This is a genomic window from Morganella sp. BCCO 40_0007, assembly GCF_032989665.1.
GTDB classification, from domain to species: Bacteria; Pseudomonadota; Gammaproteobacteria; order Enterobacterales; family Enterobacteriaceae; genus Morganella; species Morganella sibonii.
The window spans coordinates 1-16,897 of record NZ_JAVBIN010000009.1 but is presented as its reverse complement, the minus strand read 5'-3'; the positions used below and the strand labels follow the sequence as shown (position 1 = coordinate 16,897).

14 protein-coding genes, 2 tRNA genes and 1 pseudogene are annotated in these 16,897 nt (G+C 48.7%); 6 read left to right on the top strand and 11 right to left on the bottom strand.

Annotated elements, in window-relative coordinates:
• Positions 1–5 precede the first annotated feature (5 nt).
• The 3 genes from fliB to R5268_RS11925 form a co-directional block, all read right to left on the bottom strand.
• Positions 6–1,238: a flagellin lysine-N-methylase gene (gene fliB, locus R5268_RS11935; protein ID WP_317419458.1), complete on the bottom strand. Its 1,233-nt coding sequence runs from the start codon at positions 1,236–1,238 to the stop codon at positions 6–8.
• A gap of 99 nt (positions 1,239–1,337) precedes the next feature.
• Positions 1,338–1,790 (bottom strand): ribosomal protein S18-alanine N-acetyltransferase, encoded by a 453-nt coding sequence (gene rimI / locus R5268_RS11930; protein WP_182106401.1) that lies wholly within the window; start codon positions 1,788–1,790, stop codon positions 1,338–1,340.
• Positions 1,759–2,169 carry a DNA polymerase III subunit psi gene (locus R5268_RS11925; protein ID WP_046894021.1) on the bottom strand — a complete coding sequence of 137 codons (411 nt, stop codon included), beginning with the start codon at positions 2,167–2,169 and terminating at the stop codon, positions 1,759–1,761. The genes rimI and R5268_RS11925 overlap by 32 nt, the downstream gene beginning before the upstream one ends.
• Positions 2,170–2,260: 91 nt before the next feature.
• Here R5268_RS11925 and rsmC point away from each other — a divergent pair, with 91 nt between their 5' ends.
• The 3 genes from rsmC (at position 2,261) to R5268_RS11910 (ending at position 3,598) form a co-directional block, all read left to right on the top strand.
• On the top strand, positions 2,261–3,274 hold the full coding sequence (gene rsmC, locus R5268_RS11920) for a 16S rRNA (guanine(1207)-N(2))-methyltransferase RsmC (RefSeq protein WP_046894020.1): 1,014 nt from the start codon (positions 2,261–2,263) through the stop codon (positions 3,272–3,274).
• A 102-nt stretch (positions 3,275–3,376) separates the two neighbouring features.
• Positions 3,377–3,463: transfer RNA gene (locus R5268_RS11915), tRNA-Leu, on the top strand.
• Positions 3,464–3,511: 48 nt separating this feature from the next.
• Positions 3,512–3,598 (top strand) — tRNA-Leu (locus R5268_RS11910).
• Between the two features lie 40 nt (positions 3,599–3,638).
• Here the strand turns inward: R5268_RS11910 and R5268_RS11905 are convergent.
• The 7 genes and pseudogenes from R5268_RS11905 to R5268_RS11875 all read right to left on the bottom strand — a co-directional run bounded on the left by R5268_RS11905 (position 3,639) and on the right by R5268_RS11875 (position 11,123).
• A complete protein-coding gene (locus R5268_RS11905) occupies positions 3,639–3,899 on the bottom strand; it encodes a DUF1435 family protein (RefSeq protein ID WP_046894019.1) in 261 nt (86 codons plus the stop codon).
• Between the two features lie 179 nt (positions 3,900–4,078).
• Positions 4,079–4,234: pseudogene (locus R5268_RS11900) on the bottom strand (GNAT family N-acetyltransferase); the annotation flags it as partial.
• Positions 4,235–4,306: 72 nt separating this feature from the next.
• Complete coding sequence (locus R5268_RS11895) at positions 4,307–5,962, bottom strand: Na/Pi cotransporter family protein (RefSeq protein ID WP_107680469.1); 1,656 nt, start codon at positions 5,960–5,962, stop codon at positions 4,307–4,309.
• Between the two features lie 419 nt (positions 5,963–6,381).
• Positions 6,382–7,818, bottom strand: coding sequence for an alkaline phosphatase (gene phoA, locus R5268_RS11890; protein ID WP_317419460.1), 1,437 nt, complete (start codon positions 7,816–7,818; stop codon positions 6,382–6,384).
• 81 nt (positions 7,819–7,899) lie between these two features.
• Positions 7,900–9,480 (bottom strand): alpha/beta hydrolase-fold protein, encoded by a 1,581-nt coding sequence (locus tag R5268_RS11885; RefSeq protein WP_317419462.1) that lies wholly within the window; start codon positions 9,478–9,480, stop codon positions 7,900–7,902.
• A gap of 79 nt (positions 9,481–9,559) precedes the next feature.
• Entirely contained in the window at positions 9,560–10,186 is a 627-nt protein-coding gene (locus R5268_RS11880; RefSeq protein ID WP_218411139.1) for an ATP-binding cassette domain-containing protein, read from the bottom strand.
• Positions 10,187–10,226: 40 nt separating this feature from the next.
• Positions 10,227–11,123: a LysR family transcriptional regulator gene (locus tag R5268_RS11875; protein ID WP_046894015.1), complete on the bottom strand. Its 897-nt coding sequence runs from the start codon at positions 11,121–11,123 to the stop codon at positions 10,227–10,229.
• Positions 11,124–11,230: 107 nt separating this feature from the next.
• Here R5268_RS11875 and R5268_RS11870 point away from each other — a divergent pair, with 107 nt between their 5' ends.
• Positions 11,231–11,674 carry a PACE efflux transporter gene (locus R5268_RS11870; protein WP_052926022.1) on the top strand — a complete coding sequence of 148 codons (444 nt, stop codon included), beginning with the start codon at positions 11,231–11,233 and terminating at the stop codon, positions 11,672–11,674.
• A gap of 60 nt (positions 11,675–11,734) precedes the next feature.
• On the opposite strand, the gene R5268_RS11865 is transcribed toward R5268_RS11870, so the two are convergent.
• On the bottom strand, positions 11,735–13,894 hold the full coding sequence (locus R5268_RS11865) for an autotransporter outer membrane beta-barrel domain-containing protein (protein ID WP_317419467.1): 2,160 nt from the start codon (positions 13,892–13,894) through the stop codon (positions 11,735–11,737).
• 174 nt (positions 13,895–14,068) lie between these two features.
• Here R5268_RS11865 and R5268_RS11860 point away from each other — a divergent pair, with 174 nt between their 5' ends.
• A complete protein-coding gene (locus tag R5268_RS11860) occupies positions 14,069–15,955 on the top strand; it encodes a glycoside hydrolase family 3 protein (protein ID WP_317419469.1) in 1,887 nt (628 codons plus the stop codon).
• A 192-nt stretch (positions 15,956–16,147) separates the two neighbouring features.
• Positions 16,148–16,525, top strand: a complete 378-nt coding sequence (locus R5268_RS11855; RefSeq protein ID WP_317419471.1) for a lysozyme inhibitor LprI family protein — start codon at positions 16,148–16,150, stop codon at positions 16,523–16,525.
• The last annotated feature ends 372 nt before the right edge of the window (positions 16,526–16,897 follow it).

Here is a 16,897-nt window from a genome sequence, read left to right as displayed (position 1 = left end):
CGGGTTCAGTTATCAAGCAGGCAGATACAGGCGAGTGCGTCGCTCATCTGACAACGATCCATCAGTGCCAGTAAGTCTGTATTAATATCACCCATATGCATTTTCAGTGAGAAATACGCCCCCATCAGAAGCTGAATATCTGACTCTTTCAGTGGCCGTTTTTCCGTTGCCGCCAGTGCCGCCAGATTGGTGCGCAGATAGAAATAATCCATCACCAGCAGACTGAAATGAGACAGGGCATTACGGGTCCCGGTAACCTCACCGGCGAAATTATCCGCGTGCGGAAACTGGCTGTGATACAGCAGATAAGAAAACAGGTTGCGCAATGTATACGATTCATTCAGACAACTGTTCTGCTGCTGCACTTTCCATTCGGCCCGAAGACGCGCCATATTTTCTTCTGTGCGTTCTGCCGTCTGCTGTTCGTCCATTCCGAGTTGTGTGAGCGTATTGATATAAGTCGAAAGTAAAAAACTGCCGCTGCGGGACAGTTTCGGAATAAATTTGCCGTAAATACTCAGCGCCGCCGTCTGAAAACTGACCGGATGCGGCAGTGCTCTGCGTTCTGCTGTCAGTTCACCGTTTTCCGTTGCATTGAGCAGAAATTCATACACACCCTGAATACGGTCGAAATTCGCCTCAATGTCATAACTGAGTTTGCTGATAAACGTCAGCAATTGCATGACCGCATAGAGGTTATCCTCAAATTCCGGTGAAGGCGCCTGCACCAGGTTCAGACACCAGAGATAGACCAGGTATTGCGGATCGGTCAGCGCCGCACTCTGCGGTGCATTTTTCAGGTACTGATCTTCTTCTGTCAGTTGCATCGCATCGGCGGAAAACAACAATTGCCGGACAACTTCCGGGCAGGAGAGGGATAAACGTTTAAAGGTTGCATTCTGATATTTCACTTCACTTCGCGGATACTCACGGCAGGTATCACTCATCGCTGAAGGCCCGAGTTTGCTGTAGATCCCGCACAACCGTTTTTCCGTCAGAAACGGGCACTGTTTATCATCAGTCAGCCGGATATAGGCATATGCATCGGTGCGCTCCGATTTAAGCACATGATCCTGAGAAATCTGTTTAATTTCAATGCTGTCAGCACTGTGATATTTTTTATAGGTTTTCTTATCAATACTGATAAACCAATCCTGACAGCAGTGCGAAAGGCACTCAGAACCGGCGCATTCAAAGCGCCGGACAAACATCGGTGTGATAATTTTATGGATAAACATGAGGAGACGTACCTGTGATGGATATATACCATCACGGTAGCACGCAGAAAATTACCGAAAAGGATAAAAAACCGCCGTTTTATCCGGTTTATCGCACTATTACATTCCGAAACTCAGATAAAGCGCCATAATCAGCGCATCTTCTTTGCCCTGCGCCGCCGGATAATAATTTTTCCGGACAGAGACCTCATTAAAACCGAGGGATTCATACAGTGCAATCGCCGGCTTGTTTGACGCCCTGACTTCCAGCCAGAGTGTCGCAATCCCTTTTGCGGTCAGATCCTCAATCACTTTTTCCAGTAACTGACGGCCATAACCTTTTCCCTGATGTTCAGGCGAAACCGCAATATTAAACAGTGTCGCTTCATCCAGCACGGTCTGATTGATAGCGAATCCGGCCAGTTCCCCGTCTGTTTCCAGCTTCAGGTTATGGTAGCGTTCGCCGTGATTACTGCGGAATGTGGCGTCACTCCAGGGATAAGCGTGAGCGGCCTGCTCAATACGGAATGCGGCGGCAAAATCAGCGGGAAGCAGCGGTGACAGCGTGATCATAATGATAAATTTGTGTCCATAAACCACGTTTTGCCTGCGCATCCTGATACAGATCGGCAATACGGGGTGAGTGTAATGAAGGCAGTGAATCCGGCAGTTCAGCTTCCGTTCCCGGCAGCCAGCACAGGCAATTTGTCTGCGCCGGGATACTCTGCACATTATCCGGCGTGATGCAGTAAACATCTTCTGCCGTGATATTCAGGCTGCGAAATATATCGCTGAGTAAATCACAGGTGAGATCTGCCTGCTCATCGGTTATGATCAGCAGACGTGCCGAAGCCGGGATCTGTACAGACAGCTCCCCTTTCAGGCGCTGCGGCTGACGCAGCGTCCATTGGGTGATCCCCATCTGAGCCAGCATTCTGTCTCGTCGCGTCATAATGTATCCCTGAAATAACAAACGACACTATCTTAGCAAAGCGCGCTGCCCGCGCCAATGCTGCCGAATTATGATTTACAGGAGTTAACGGATGTCCATGCTTACCCCGGCCAGTGAAGTGATTTTACGTCATGCAGACGAATTTACCGGGAGCCGTGTCCTGCTTGCCGGGGACATTCAGGATCCCCTTGCCGCACAGCTTTCCGCACAGTCAGTGTATGTCAGCACCAGTCAGTATCATCAGTGGCAGGCTTTACGTGCACCGCTGGGCGATCGTGCTGCCTTTGCACTGACCGTCAGCCCGGAAGCGGCCGCACAGTGCGACACACTGATCTATTTCTGGCCGAAGAGTAAACAGGAAGCCCTGTTCCAGCTGACCCAGATTTTTTCCTGTCTGCCGGTTGGCAGCAATATTTTTATTGTCGGTGAAAACCGCAGTGGTGTCCGCAGTGCGGAAAAAATGACAGAGCCGTTCACGGCACTCCGTAAAATCGACAGCGCGCGCCGCTGCGGCCTCTATTACGGCGAACTGACCACGCCGGCACACTTTGCCCTGAAAGAGTGGTTCGGCAGTTATACCGCAGAAGGCGCGCAAATCGTGACGCTGCCGGGTGTATTCAGTCAGGATAATATTGATGTCGGCAGTGCGCTGCTGCTGGAATCACTGAACCAGCCGGTGACCGGCTCACTGCTGGATATCGCCTGCGGCAGTGGTGTTATTGCGACCGTACTGGCCAAACGTAATCCGGGACTGACCCTGACGCTCAGTGATGTCTCAGCCGCCGCTCTTGAAGCCGGACGCGAAACGCTGGCACACAATCAGCTGGAAGGCCGTGTTATCGCCAGTGATGTGTATTCGGATATCAGTGACCGCTATGACTGGATTGTCGCTAACCCGCCGTTCCACGACGGACTGAACACCAGTTACAGTGCGGCACAACGCCTTATTTCCGGTGCCAAAGCCCGCCTGAACCGCGGCGGAAAACTCTGCATCGTGGCGAACGCCTTTTTGCCGTACCCGGATCTGCTGGACAGCACGTTTGGTCAGCATAAGGTGCTGGCGCAAACCGGCAAATTTAAGATCTACCTGGCCACAAATGCCTAATAATTAAGCGAAGTCACCAATTTTGATAAAAAATTATTGACGGCGCGGATAAAACCGCTAAAATCCGCCTCCATGCTATCAGTAACAGGATAGTTCTGAATTGCGAGGGTGGCGGAATTGGTAGACGCGCTAGCTTCAGGTGTTAGTGTCCTTACGGACGTGGGGGTTCAAGTCCCCCCCTTCGCACCAATCAGATCTTATCACACACAACTGACAGCAGATTGAATGACAGTACCTGCGAGGGTGGCGGAATTGGTAGACGCGCTAGCTTCAGGTGTTAGTGTTCTTACGGACGTGGGGGTTCAAGTCCCCCCCTTCGCACCACTGTTATGACAATCTTCTGCAATAATTTTACTTCCGGATATCACATCCTCAGATGCTCAAACCAGAGCAGACTTCCCAGAACAAATGCAATACCTGCCGGAATCAGCAGGAAATGGCGCAATACGCGGTTATACAGCATCGGCATTGTCAGCAGAATCACCACCGCTAATGCAATGCGGGCGGCTTCCTGTTCATGTCCCTGTGATAAAAACAACACGACCGGTATCAGCGCCAGCATCATGCCACCGACTCCGGTTAACTGCTGCCAGAAAAACGATGAAAGCGGGTGTTTGATTTGCATCACAGCCACTCCTTACAATAACGAAATGAGAATCATTCCTGTTATCATAAATAATCTGCTGCCCGTTGCAACCGCTTTTTCACATAAAATGCAAAAAAGGTGCATGATTATATACCTTAAAATCATACACCTATAATTAATGCGTCTATAAATTAACCGGATATTAATGTGTTAAATGATTAGTCACGGAAAAAATACACGAAATGGATATCTTCCGGTTCAAGGGCAAACAGCGCCGGGTCCGGCTTTGCAATCAGTTCGCATCCCGGGTGCTGATAAAAATGCACGGTATTTTCTGACGGAATGGATGAAATATAAAACCCTTTCGCGCCCATCCCTTTTGCCGCTGTTTCACTGCGATCAAAACTGTCCGGTCAATTGACCAGACCTCCTGAATCTCCCGGCGTTCAAGCTGTCTCGTGAGAAGTGTCATCATTTGTTGTCTCTGGTTTTATCTCTGCGACACCTTCTAACACATGATAGGCCACAGAGCAAAACAGAGAGTTCAGACGCTTCATATCCCCCAGCAGCCCTATATGTAAGCGGCTGCTGCCGATACTCTGCAGATTATTGACATGCAGCCGTTCCACATGAGCAAAAGAATAACGCTGATTCAGCAGACGGAACCGGTGTTTTGCCCGGCGCAGCCGCCGCGCATTATCCACATCCCCGGACACAAACACTGACATCGCCAGATTAAGGTTATTTTGCAACCGCGACATCATGGTGGTCAGTTCACTGTAGCCGTCTTTTGAGAAGATGCGCTGCGGATCAGCGGTCTGATTCGCCACATCGTGCGACATCCGCCCGATAATCAGGGAAGACTGCTGAAGCGACATCGCGGTATCAATCACCTCCGCCCAGCGCCGGGAATCACTCTCTCCCAGCTCAGTCTGCTGCAACTGCGCCAGATAGAGTTTGATGCTGCTGTGCAGCAGTTCCGCTTCCTCTTCCAGATGGCCGATCAGCCGTTTCTGTTCACCTTTTCCCGCCAGCTGGCTGTCAAAGCGCTGTAACATCTGCTCAATGACATCCCCCAGCCGCAGGGTTTCCCGTACCGCATTGGCGAGTGCGAGAGACGGTGTATCCAGTGCGCTCTGATCCAGATAACGGGGCGCTGCCGTATCCTCCGCCGCCTCCGGTTCAGCGACCAGCCGCTGACACAACCGTGCCATCGGTTTTACCAGTGCCAGCATCAGCACACAGCGGGCCAGGTTATACACAACATGGAACCAGATAACCACTTCCGCCGCCGGCAGATTGTACTGGCCGATCCAGAGTGCCAGCGGTTTTACCCACGGCAGTACCAGCACACAGCCAATCAGCTTGAAAAACAGGCTGCCGAGCATGACCTGACGGGCAACAGCATTCTGGCCCCGGCTGCTCATCAGCGCCAGAAAACCGCTGCCGAGATTGGAACCGATCACTATCGCCAGACTGATATGCAGCGGCACCAGACCGGTGGCACTCAGAGTGGCTGTCAGCAGAACCGCCGCCAGGCTGGAATAACTGACCATGGCGAACAGCGCGCCCACCAGCAGAGCCAGCACCGCATCCCCGCTCAGTGAAGTAAAAACGGCCTGAACCGCAGAAGCCTGTGTAATCGGCTCTGCGGAGGTAACGATCAGCTGAAGTGCCAGAAGAATCAGACCCAGCCCGATACCAACACGCCCGAGCTGCCCTGTCCGGCTCTTTTTCTGACTGAGAAACGTGCTGACCCCCGCCAGAATCAGCAGTGGTGATAACCAGGAGAGGTCAAACGTCAGTACCCGCGCCATCAGCGCCGTTCCGACATCAGCCCCCAGCATAATCACCAGTGCGGGCGGCAGCGCAATCATACCCTGCGCCACAAATGAGATCACCAGCAATGCGGTGGCGTTACTGCTCTGTACCAGTGCGGTCACACCCAGACCGGCCAGAAACGCCCGTGATGTTTTCCGGATGCTTTTTCCGAGCAGACTCCGCAAATCCGCACCAAAAACGCGCATAATCCCGGTCCGGACAATGTGTGTCCCCCAGACCAGCAGCGCAACGGATGAAAGAAGATGGAGTAATGTCAGCATAATGTTTTCGTCAGCCTGGTGTTGTCATTAGTATGGTGTTCCCGTTAAAACGATCAGATCAACGGTATATCACACGATCACCGTGTCACAATGTGATAATAGTAATAAACACCGCCGCCATCAGAAGAAAAAAATCGCATAAAACACACAGTTTTACGGAATACAGGATGTCTGTCCCCGGGCGGAGACATCGGATAAGTATACCTTATGGTAAATATATTTCAAAAATCATCATGTTACAAAAGATAATAAAAAAACCGCCGGCACAGAGTACCGGCGGCAGCCACTGCTGAAATCAGCAAAATAATACTATCAACGTAATACCATCAACGTAATACCATCAACGTAATACCATCAACGTAAAACTATCAACATGAAGAAAAGCATTTCAGAACATTGTGAATATCAGGTACCGCAGATTACTTCAGTTCCATCGCATCCCGCATGGTGAAGAATAAATCTGTCTGATCCGTCAGACCCACCACATTCGCCGCCCCCGGACCGTATGCCGCCACACGCAGCTGGGCACCGGTATGCTCCTGCGAATCTGATTCCGAGTTGCCGTAGTTGACTGCCATCACGCTGCCGTCTTTGGTCAGCAGTGCCTGAGTTAGCCCCGGTGATACCACATCGGCTTCAATAATCTGGCTGGAATGGGCATGGTCAGCGGTCACAATCACCAGCGTATCTCCATGCTTTTTCGCGTATTCCATACCGATTTGTACTGCTTCATCCAGTGCAACGGTTTCGCCAATCTGACCACAGGCATTTGCAGCGTGATCCTGTTTATCGATAGATGCGCTTTCCACCTGTAAGAAGAAACCGTTTTCGTGATCTTTCAGCAGATCAATGGCTTTTTCCGTCATCTGAGCCAGTGTCGGTGCATCCGGGTCAAGTTTTGAATTTGGTTTGCACTCCACAACAGGTTTGTCGAGGTTGCCGCGGTAGGACGCTTTCGGGCCTTCCCACGCGACTTCCATATTGCCGTCACTGAATAAACCAAGCACCGGTTTATCCTGATTTGCCGCTTTTACATCCGCCAGTGATTTGACATCTTTGACGACCAGATAACCCCGTGCCGCTGCCTGCTCTTCCAGCGTTTTCCCGGCATAGTCCCCGGCTTTCGCTGTCTGACGGAAACTCTTCGCCCCGCCGCCGAGTGTGACATCCGCGCGGGCATTCAGCAGCTGCTCACTGATAGAGCCCAATCCGCCGTTTTCCAGGGCATCGGTACTGCAACGCTCTGCCGTTTCTTCCGGACCGTAGCATTTACGCTGGCTGATATGAGATATCAGGGCTGCCGGCGTGGCATCCTGAATTTCAGAAGTGGTGACATTCCCGGTCGCTTTGCCGTTTTTCTTTGCCAGTTCGAGAATAGTGGTGTGCGGTTTGCCGGTGACATCAATGCCCAGCGCACCATTATAGGTTTTCACGCCGGACGCCCAGGCTGTCGCGGACGCGGCGGAGTCAGTAACATAATTCGGTTTCTGTGTTTTTTTATCGAGCGCATATGTGGTGTACTGACCAGTCAGCGGCAGGGCATCAATCCCTTTAAACACGCCGCCTGCACCCTCTGCGTAGTTACGCGCCACGGTAATTTCGGAATCACCCATCCCGTCGCCGATAAACAGAATCACATTTTTTGCTTTGGTCTGACCGATAGCTGCTTTCAGCGCCTCAGTCTGATCGGACGACAGGCGGCGTGCACCGCCGAACTCCGTGATATTGCCTTTGGCGGCACGATCCTGTGCCAGAATGGCATCTGCATTCCCCGCGGCAACCGCCGGTAATGCAGAACCTGTCAGCAGTGCCAGAACGGCGGCCGCAACCCGTGTTTTCATCGTCGCATGAAGCATCAGCAGAATCCTTGTCATTAATAAAATTATCAGTTATCAACGCAGGACAGCCTAATCCGCTCTTATGACATCAGCGTGACACTATTGTGACCCCTTTGTGTCAGTCAGGTGTATCAGTCCGGACTGCAGCGTTTCACACCATGAAACATAATCATGCCCGCCCGGACGCTCCTCACGGACAACATCATAGCCTTTTTCCTGTAACACCTGATGCAGTGCCCGGTTGTTATGTAAAATTCCGCCGGCGCCGGCACGGGTTTCAAAAACACCGGCCTCCAGGAAAAACCGCAACGGAAGTTTGTGAGTACCTGCAAACTCGCGAATCAGCCATTCCGGCGGTTCCCCTTCTGGTGACCACCAGTAAGAGCCGGACATACTCAGTACATTACCGAAACGATGGGGTAATTTCATGGCATTCCAGGAGGAAGCCAGACCGCCGTAACTGCTGCCGGAGATAATTGTCCGCCCGGCAGGGATATCAATCCCCTGCTGTACGAGCCACGGCATCAGTTCTTTATCCAGAAACTGCGGAAACAGCTCATTCGGCGGCAGTTCTTTGCCGCGCTGCTCACTGCTGATACTGTCCACCATCACCACATACAACGGCGGAATTTCCCCGCGGGTCAGCCATTGATCAATAAATGTGACGATATGATAGTTCTTGCGGTATATCTGCCCGTCAAACAACACCAGCAGCCAGGGCTCTTTTCCCGGAGCCGCCGGTGTGTAAACGGCAATTTCCCGCTGATTATTCAGGATCTGACTGTGCAGTGAATGTAATGCCACCGTACCGGAAACCGGTTGCTGCCCGGCCGTCCGGAAATCACATACGCGGTTGTTATCCAAAGCAATGATAGCGTGACGGTTAAACTCGTCAGCCCCGTCAGCCCCCGTGCTCAGCGGATTACGCGGATCGGCCTGTGCAGTACTCAGCAGTGCTTTACGGCGGGCGCCCTCAACAGAACCGTCAAGCGACGGAATATCGGGGGCAATTTTATACTGGCTGAATGTCCCGGCAGGGACAATATAGGAACGATACCAGATATCAGTATCATTCAGTCTGGCCATCGGATCATGCTGCCCGGAAGGTGCACCAAGTATGTAAGTATTCACTTTTGCGCCACGCCAGAGGAAAGTGATGCGCTTGTGGTGTTCATCATACTCCTCCACCAGCGGCGTTTCCGTCACTGCCTGCCAGAATGCAGAGGTATCACGCCCGTTGATCAGGGTGATCAGCTGCTGTAAACGCACGCTGTCCACCGGCAGAGAGATATTTTCAGCCACCGGCTGATATGAATAGTTTGTAAGTGCTAACTTCCATTCTGAACCGGGTACCCCCTGCGGCGCCAGCGTCCATGTGTCATCAAACGGTAACGTGAATGACACAGATTGCATTTCGGTGACAGGATTGTCCGTAATCAGTGTCCGGCGGGGTGTCATCTGACTGTCATAGAGTGACAAATCACGGATATTCTCACTTTCCGCGATCACAACCTGCTTTTCAGACAGCGGCACCTGCACACACGCCTGCCCGTTGTGATCAAAAGTCCCGGTGACAATTATCGTCTGTTTCTCATCCGGAACAGACAATGACTGGCAGGAAGAGGAGGCCTGCGCGGAAAATGCGGAAAATGCCGCGCAGCAGAGCAGAGTTTTTTTCACGTCGCTGATCCTTCAAAATCAGTAATAATTATCATTATTATTTATCAGCTTCGTATTTTTATGTTACCGGCCGGAAAAGTCAAACCGCCAAATCAGGTAATTGCATGCCTTCCTGTTCCCCGGCAACCCAAACTGACGTGCATACCTTCTCCAGTAACGCTTTATTATGACTGAACACCACCAGCCCGAGCGGCCGCTTTTCCGATTCTTCAATCAGTACCTGCCAGACCTGCGCCTGAATATGTGCGTCCAGCTGAGCGGTTACCTCATCGGCGATCAGAAAGCGGGTACGCGGATCTAATGCCCGCAGCAGTGCAATTCTTGCCAGCTCTCCGCCGGACAGTTCATCCGGACGCCGTTCCAGCCAGTGAGACTCAATACAGAGCTTTTCCAGCCATTCCGCATCCGGTTTCCAGGCATCGTATAACCCGGCACCGGTTGTGCGGTACGGATTAAAACACTTCTCCGGATGCTGGGGCACCAGCTGTACCGGACAATAGCCATTTTCCGGCACCGGCTTTCCGTCCAGCAGCAGTTCACCGGAATGCGGCTGCTGCCACTGTGCCAGAATCCGCCCCAGCGTTGTTTTACCAAACCCGCTGGGTGCTGAGATCCCCAGACGCTCCCCGGCATTCAGCCGGAAAGAAAAGCCATCCCACAATGTTTTCCCGCCCTGAATAACCTGTAAATCACGGACTTCAAACATACGCGTACCTCTCTGCTGATTCATCCCGTTATCATAACAATTAATTTCCCGCGGACACACGGCTTTCCGTCAGCAGTCCGATACACTCCTGTGCGCCACGTTTCAGCACATCCCCTTTCCGGCTGACGATATGCACCGGCAGCACCAGACCATTGCGGGTATTGCGGAATGACAGCACTTTCAGTGTACCGGCCGCCACATCTTCCCGGATCATGGATTCCGGCAGATTCCCCCAGCCGATACCGGCTTTAACCAACCCCAGCGCCATCATAAAATTATCGGTCTGCCAGGTTTTCGTCGCCATCTGTGAACGCACGTCACTGAGAGAATGGTGAAGGCTGGCAATAACAATTTGTTTCGCCTGCACTAAATCCTCAATATAAACAGATTGTTGCTGAGAAAGAGAAGGATGTGCGGCAGAAATCGTGGCCACCAGGGCTTCATGGCCGATACAGTGAAACTGCTCAAGCGGGTCCACATACAGCCCGCCGAAGACCAGTGCCAGCTGGATACGCCCCTGATGCAGCAGCGGCAGAATGTCGTCCTGTGATCCGGATAAAATTTCCGTCTTCAGCAACGGATAACGCTGATTCAGTATCTGTAATGCAGAAAACAGGCAATGCGGATTCACACAGGTTGCGACACCCACCGCCAGCGTACTCTCCACATCCTGTGTCAGTTCGCGGGTAAACACATTCAGCTGATGAATTTTATCGGTTATTTCTCTGGCATACGGCGCCAGCGCCATCGCCCTTTCAGTCGGAACCGGTGCCCGCCCTGATCGTTCAAATAACGCAAATCCCAGTTCCGCCTCCAGATTACTGACAGCCATACTGACAGCAGACGGCACACGGTGCAACGCTCTCGCGGCGGCTGAAAATGATCCCTTTTCCAGTACCGTCAGAAAGAGCTGTAAATTATCACTGTTAAACGGCATATCCCCTCCCGCCTGTCAGAAAATCTGATAGTAGCTGACTTTTATTATCATCTCTATTGATTTACTTTTGCCGAATTCTTTACAGTAAACAGCAGCAGGATATAACTATGCAGGGTTTAAAACGAAAACTGGTCTTTATCACCACCTATGAACTCATCGGCTGGGCTATTTCATCAGTAGCACTGGCAGTCCTTTCCGGTAATTCCGCCGGTGTTACCGGGCCGCTGGCACTGGCCATTACCACCATCGCCGTCAGCTGGAATTTTATTTTTAATACCCTGTTTGAATTCTGGGAATCCCGGCAGATCTCCCGTATCCGGACATTCCGCCGCAGACTGGTACACGCCGTTTTATTTCAGCTGACACTGGTGGTTTTCCTTATTCCGCTGATTGCATGGTGGTTATCGGTAAGTTTAATTCAGGCTTTCCTGCTCGATTTTGCCCTGATTATTTTTATCCCGATCTACACGTTTTTCTTTAACTGGGCATTTGACAAACTCTTCGGGGTACCAGCTTCCGCATTACCCCGGGAAGAAAGTACCACGCATTAATACAATGAAAACAGCCATACCGGTGACACGGTATGGCTGTTTGTTTTATCAGCATAAAAATTAAAAACTGACTTTCAATCCGATATAAGCATTAATAGGTGATTCATTTTTATCACCATGGCGATAACCCAGGCTGCCGGTTATCCGGGTATCCGGCGTTAACGCAATAGTTGCGCCCACCTGATATTTACCTGTTGTAGTTTCATTTCTGGCTGAAAAATCTTTTTTATTCAGTGTCACTTTATTGTTTTTCACAAACTCATGTGAAACACCGATATTCATAAAAGGACTTATTTTAATATCATCAATTTGTGTATCCATACTCAGACGTGAGCCAATTTCACCATTCACACTGTCGCTGTTATGTTCATGAATATCCATCCCGTTAGATAACTGATATTTCGCCTCACTGAAACGACTGTAATCTATCCGGCCATAAGGCGTTAAACTGATCTCCGGTGTAATATTCAGTTTTTTACCCGCTTCCGCACTGACAGTCAGTGCATTTTGCTTAAAGGAACCGCTGACCGCTGCCCCTCCGCTGCTTTGTGTATCCAGCCGGTTTTTAAAATGGGAGCCTTTCAGCATCCCGGAGGTATACCAGTCCTGATATTGCCAATGGGTATATCCCCCGATAGCGAAGCTGTCGGTATTTCCCTGTCCCGGTGTATAATCAAATGTCGATTTGGTTTTTCCTGCACTGGTAAATAAACCGAATACAATATCGCCATAACGCGCTTTATTGATTTTATCGTAGCCAACCTCCAGAATATTCAGACTATTTCTGAATGCCCGGCTTTCACTGTCACTGAACTTTGTATTGTCATAGCGGTAATTTGCCCAGGCACCATATTTCTTGTCTGATAATTCATCCGTAATATGACGACGTGACGGACCAGTCATATTTTCGCTGCGCAGTATCTGGCGATTTACTGACGTCATTGATAACCCGGCCAGTGCGCTGTTAGATAACATATCCCGGAGTTCAGGTGTGCTGATATCATCAGTGACATCTTTTCCGGTTTCCGCATCAATTTCCTGAACATACTCATCGTTTTCATCGATATCGGGTACACCCTGGGTTTCGCCTCCCGGATCAATATCCGGATACGGAATATGATCCGCTTTAGTAGCTAAATACCAGGTTGATTTTCCGTTACTCTTTATGCCTTTAATAAGATGGTATTTATAAATACCAAGATCAACCACGCCATTATTCCCGGCAAGTTTAAATTCCGCATCACCTTTGTTAATTTCAATAAGTTCAACGGTTTCATCCGGATCGGAAATATCTTTTCCTGTATCATAAACATTAACCTTAAAATCGCCGGTTGCATTATTGGTTACTACCAATTTATCACTGATATCATCCGCGATCTGAGAATGGAATGAAAATGTTCCCTGTCCGCTGAGATCTTTTACAACCAGTTCATTAAATATCGCATTCGTGCCATTTATTTTGGGCTTCAGACTGACAGAACCATGGTCTAAATGAAGACTATCAATATTTGCGACCTGAAAATAGCTTATCGGATCAATGCTGATATTACGGCCTTCCCATTCTATATTAAAATCTTTATTGTCTCTCTCTGTTCTCATATCCTGAATTAAGAGATTACCCGCAAGATTAACTTTTTCTATTAAAGTATTTTTTCCGGTACTATCAAAATTATCATTATCCAGAATGAGAAATGCCTGCCGCTCAACATTCAGATCATCCCGGCTTTCCCCGCCGACATGAAAACGCAGAACCCCCATCTCTTTTACTGATGTATTACTGACAAGCGCATTTTCATAAACGTTAACGATTCCCTTACCAATAATTTGTGTATCCGTTGCCTTTCCGCCGCCAAATATACGGACTTCCCCGTCAAGATTGGTCGGCTCATATAAATTCTGGCGACTTCCGTTGTTCAGCTCAGCGGCTGTTCTCGGGGCACCCACTTTAGCTTTATCCAGTATGCCACCGTCATCCACCTCAACTGTACCGCGATCAAAAATCCAGCTATTGACTGACTTTCCGCCCCGGCCAATAACCTGCTTCCCATCGTAATAAGGATCACCCGGTCGCAGATTCGGATTCATACCGACCTGATTATCATAAACAGTTCGTCCGGTAACATCCTTTTCATATTTATACGTTATGGCCGCAGAAGCTGTGATTGAATTCAGTAATAACACACCACAGATAGCACGAGCCAATGCTGTTTTTTTCATCATTTTTTGATTTCCTTATTTATCCGTTATATCCTGCTGACAAACGGAAATTAGAGCAAAAATCCGGCAAACCGGGCTATCAGCATAAAAGGAATTATTAGCGGTCTGATTAATAAGAAAATAAAAAATTCCGGTGAAAATAAACAACAGAAATAACATCATGAAAAGGATGTCAATGTGAAAAAAAGTATACTGTTATTTATATCATTGCTGCATTTTCAGCTGGCAGCGGCCCCGCTGATACCACAGGAACTTGAAAAACTCAGATATAATCCTGAACAGAGCGCTGAATATATTGTTTCCGGAATGAGTCAGACAGAAAAAATCGGTCAGTTGATGATACTCGACTTTCGCTATTGGGATATATTCCGAAGCCCTGTTCCTGTTCCGGTTATTAATATAAATGATGATATTAAAAATATTATTTTTCATTACAGATTAGGTGGCGTTATATTATTCCGTGAAAATTTGATTGATACACCACAGACGGTACAGTTAATTAATGACATTCAGTCCTCCCGTTACAAACTGCCTTTATTTATCAGCACAGATCAGGAAGGTGGGTATATCACCCGGTTACGGGTCGGTACTGAAATGCCGGGCAATATGGCCCTCGGTGCAGCCAGAGATCCGGAATTAGCAAAACTGACAGGCGATATTCATGGCAGTGAGTTATCTGCTTTGGGATTTAACATGAATTTTGGCCCGGTCGCAGATATCAACAATAATCAAAATAATCCGGTTATCGGGGTACGGGCTTATTCTGACAGAAAAGAACTGACAAAAATTCTGTCAGCAGCCTATATCCGCGGAATTCATCAGCACGGCATTATCACCGCATTAAAACATTTTCCCGGGCACGGCAATGTCTCGGCAGACTCACATGTTGCTCTCCCCGTTGTCACATCAGATGAAAAAAGCTGGCGGCAAACAGAATTACCCCCCTTTACTTACGCGTTACAGCACGGGGCAGATGCTGTTATGACAGCCCATATTATTGTCCCTGCCCTGGACGATACAAAAATAATAACCCGTGACGGATCAAAAGCCGGTACACCGGCGACATTATCCAAACCCATCCTGACCGGTATATTACGTGATGAGCTTCATTTTCAGGGGCTGATCATTACAGATGCCATGGATATGAAAGCTATCACCGATAATTTTGATCTCAATTTCGCCGTGGAGCGCGCACTGACCGCAGGTGCTGATATTATTCTGATGCCGGTGAAAATGTGGGACGAGGATGCCGTTAAACGCCTTGATAATCTGTACCGTTATCTGGATGAGCAGGCACAAAAGAACCCGGAACTACAGCAGCGTATCGATGAATCAGCAAAGCGGGTTGTTCTGATGAAGCTGAATAAGACGATCACCGGATCACCGGCGGATTCGCTGAAAGCACAGCATATTGTTGCTTCAGAACAGCATAAAAATCAGGAAAACTACGTGTCAGAACAAGCGGTTACTGTCATAAAAAATGACGGTATTCTGCCTTACCATCTGAAACCGAATAACCGGATTTTGGTTATTTCTGATGAACATCCCCGTAATCTGTTAATTAAGAAACACTTAGATGATATCGCGCGGGAAACAGAAACTCATATTCATGTCAGCACACAAAAAATAAAAACGGATAAAAAAAGACTCTCAGAAAAAAAGATCAACAACATGATCAGCGGACAGGATCTGATTTTACTGGTTACCTACAATCTGAAAAACCGGAATACTGATGCACAATTTATTATTGATTCTGCCAATAGTACCGGTATTCCTGTAGTCGTGATATCTGCACGTGATCCATATGATATTGCGTATCTGAATAATGTAAAAGCCAATATCGCCATCTATGGTATTACCGGTTTTGATATTACAAATGGTCAGCGTAACGCACTGGAAACTAATATCCGCAGTGGCCTGAGGACACTATTCTCCGGAAAAAATAGTACCCCGCTTAACTCTCCTGCCGGACGTTTACCCGTAGATATTAAAGATCCGGAAAGTGGCATTGTTTTATATCCTTATGGTACGGGAGAAACCTATGACAAACAGAATACTCAATAACAAAACAGCACAAACAGCCATGTCAGCCGGCACAGGTATTATATTATTTTTATATTCTGTTTTAGACGTGTTTTCATGGAATGCTTCCCGGAATAAATCTATAAACCGGGAGCTTCTCCGGCAATAACGAATATGAAATAAGGAGCAAGAATGCATTTATCCCGTATAGCAGTAATTGCAGGCGTTATCAGTATGAGTATTGGTTTTTCTGCTGTAAGCGCTGCAGAGGAAAAAAAAGCTGATCCACTGGCGGAGTGCTATCAGACTATCGGAGATATGCCACGGACAAAACTTGCAGGCTGTCTCGATGAAAAACTGAATACTGCTGATACGCAGCTGAATACTGTTCTGCTACAGAAAAAACAGGAAATTACATCACTCAATTCTGCCGGAAGCGAAGAAGCTATCCGCTCGCTGAATTCATCACAATCTGCCTTTATTACTTTCCGTGATTCTGAATGCCGGTATCGCTATGATGCAACCTTTGGCGGTAGCGGTGCGGGCGATATAATGAAAGCCTGCCAGATTGAACTGACTAAATGGCGGACGCAGCAGTTACAGGAAAATTAATTTTAAGGAATCGCAGCAGATAGTTTTATCCATCCGCCTTCTGCTGCTTTTTCAACTCATTTTACCGGCAAACTATCCTGTCAGTTCACACCTGTCGCACCGCATCCGGCGGAAAACAGTAACTCCCGTAAATGATGACAACCTTCCTATTACTTTCTGTATTATTCAGATAGTCCGGCGACTTCTGTGGGTTCAGCGAAACAGAAAGTATGAAAGTATGAAAGTATGAAAGTATGAGAGCAGTATGTCAGAAATGTGTTTCGTTCCGGCGGCTTACAGATAGGTGTATTTTTCTTTTCGCCCAAACGCAAAAAAGCCACCCAATGGGTGGCTTCTTCACTTAATAATAACCTGGCGGTTCCCTACTCTCAC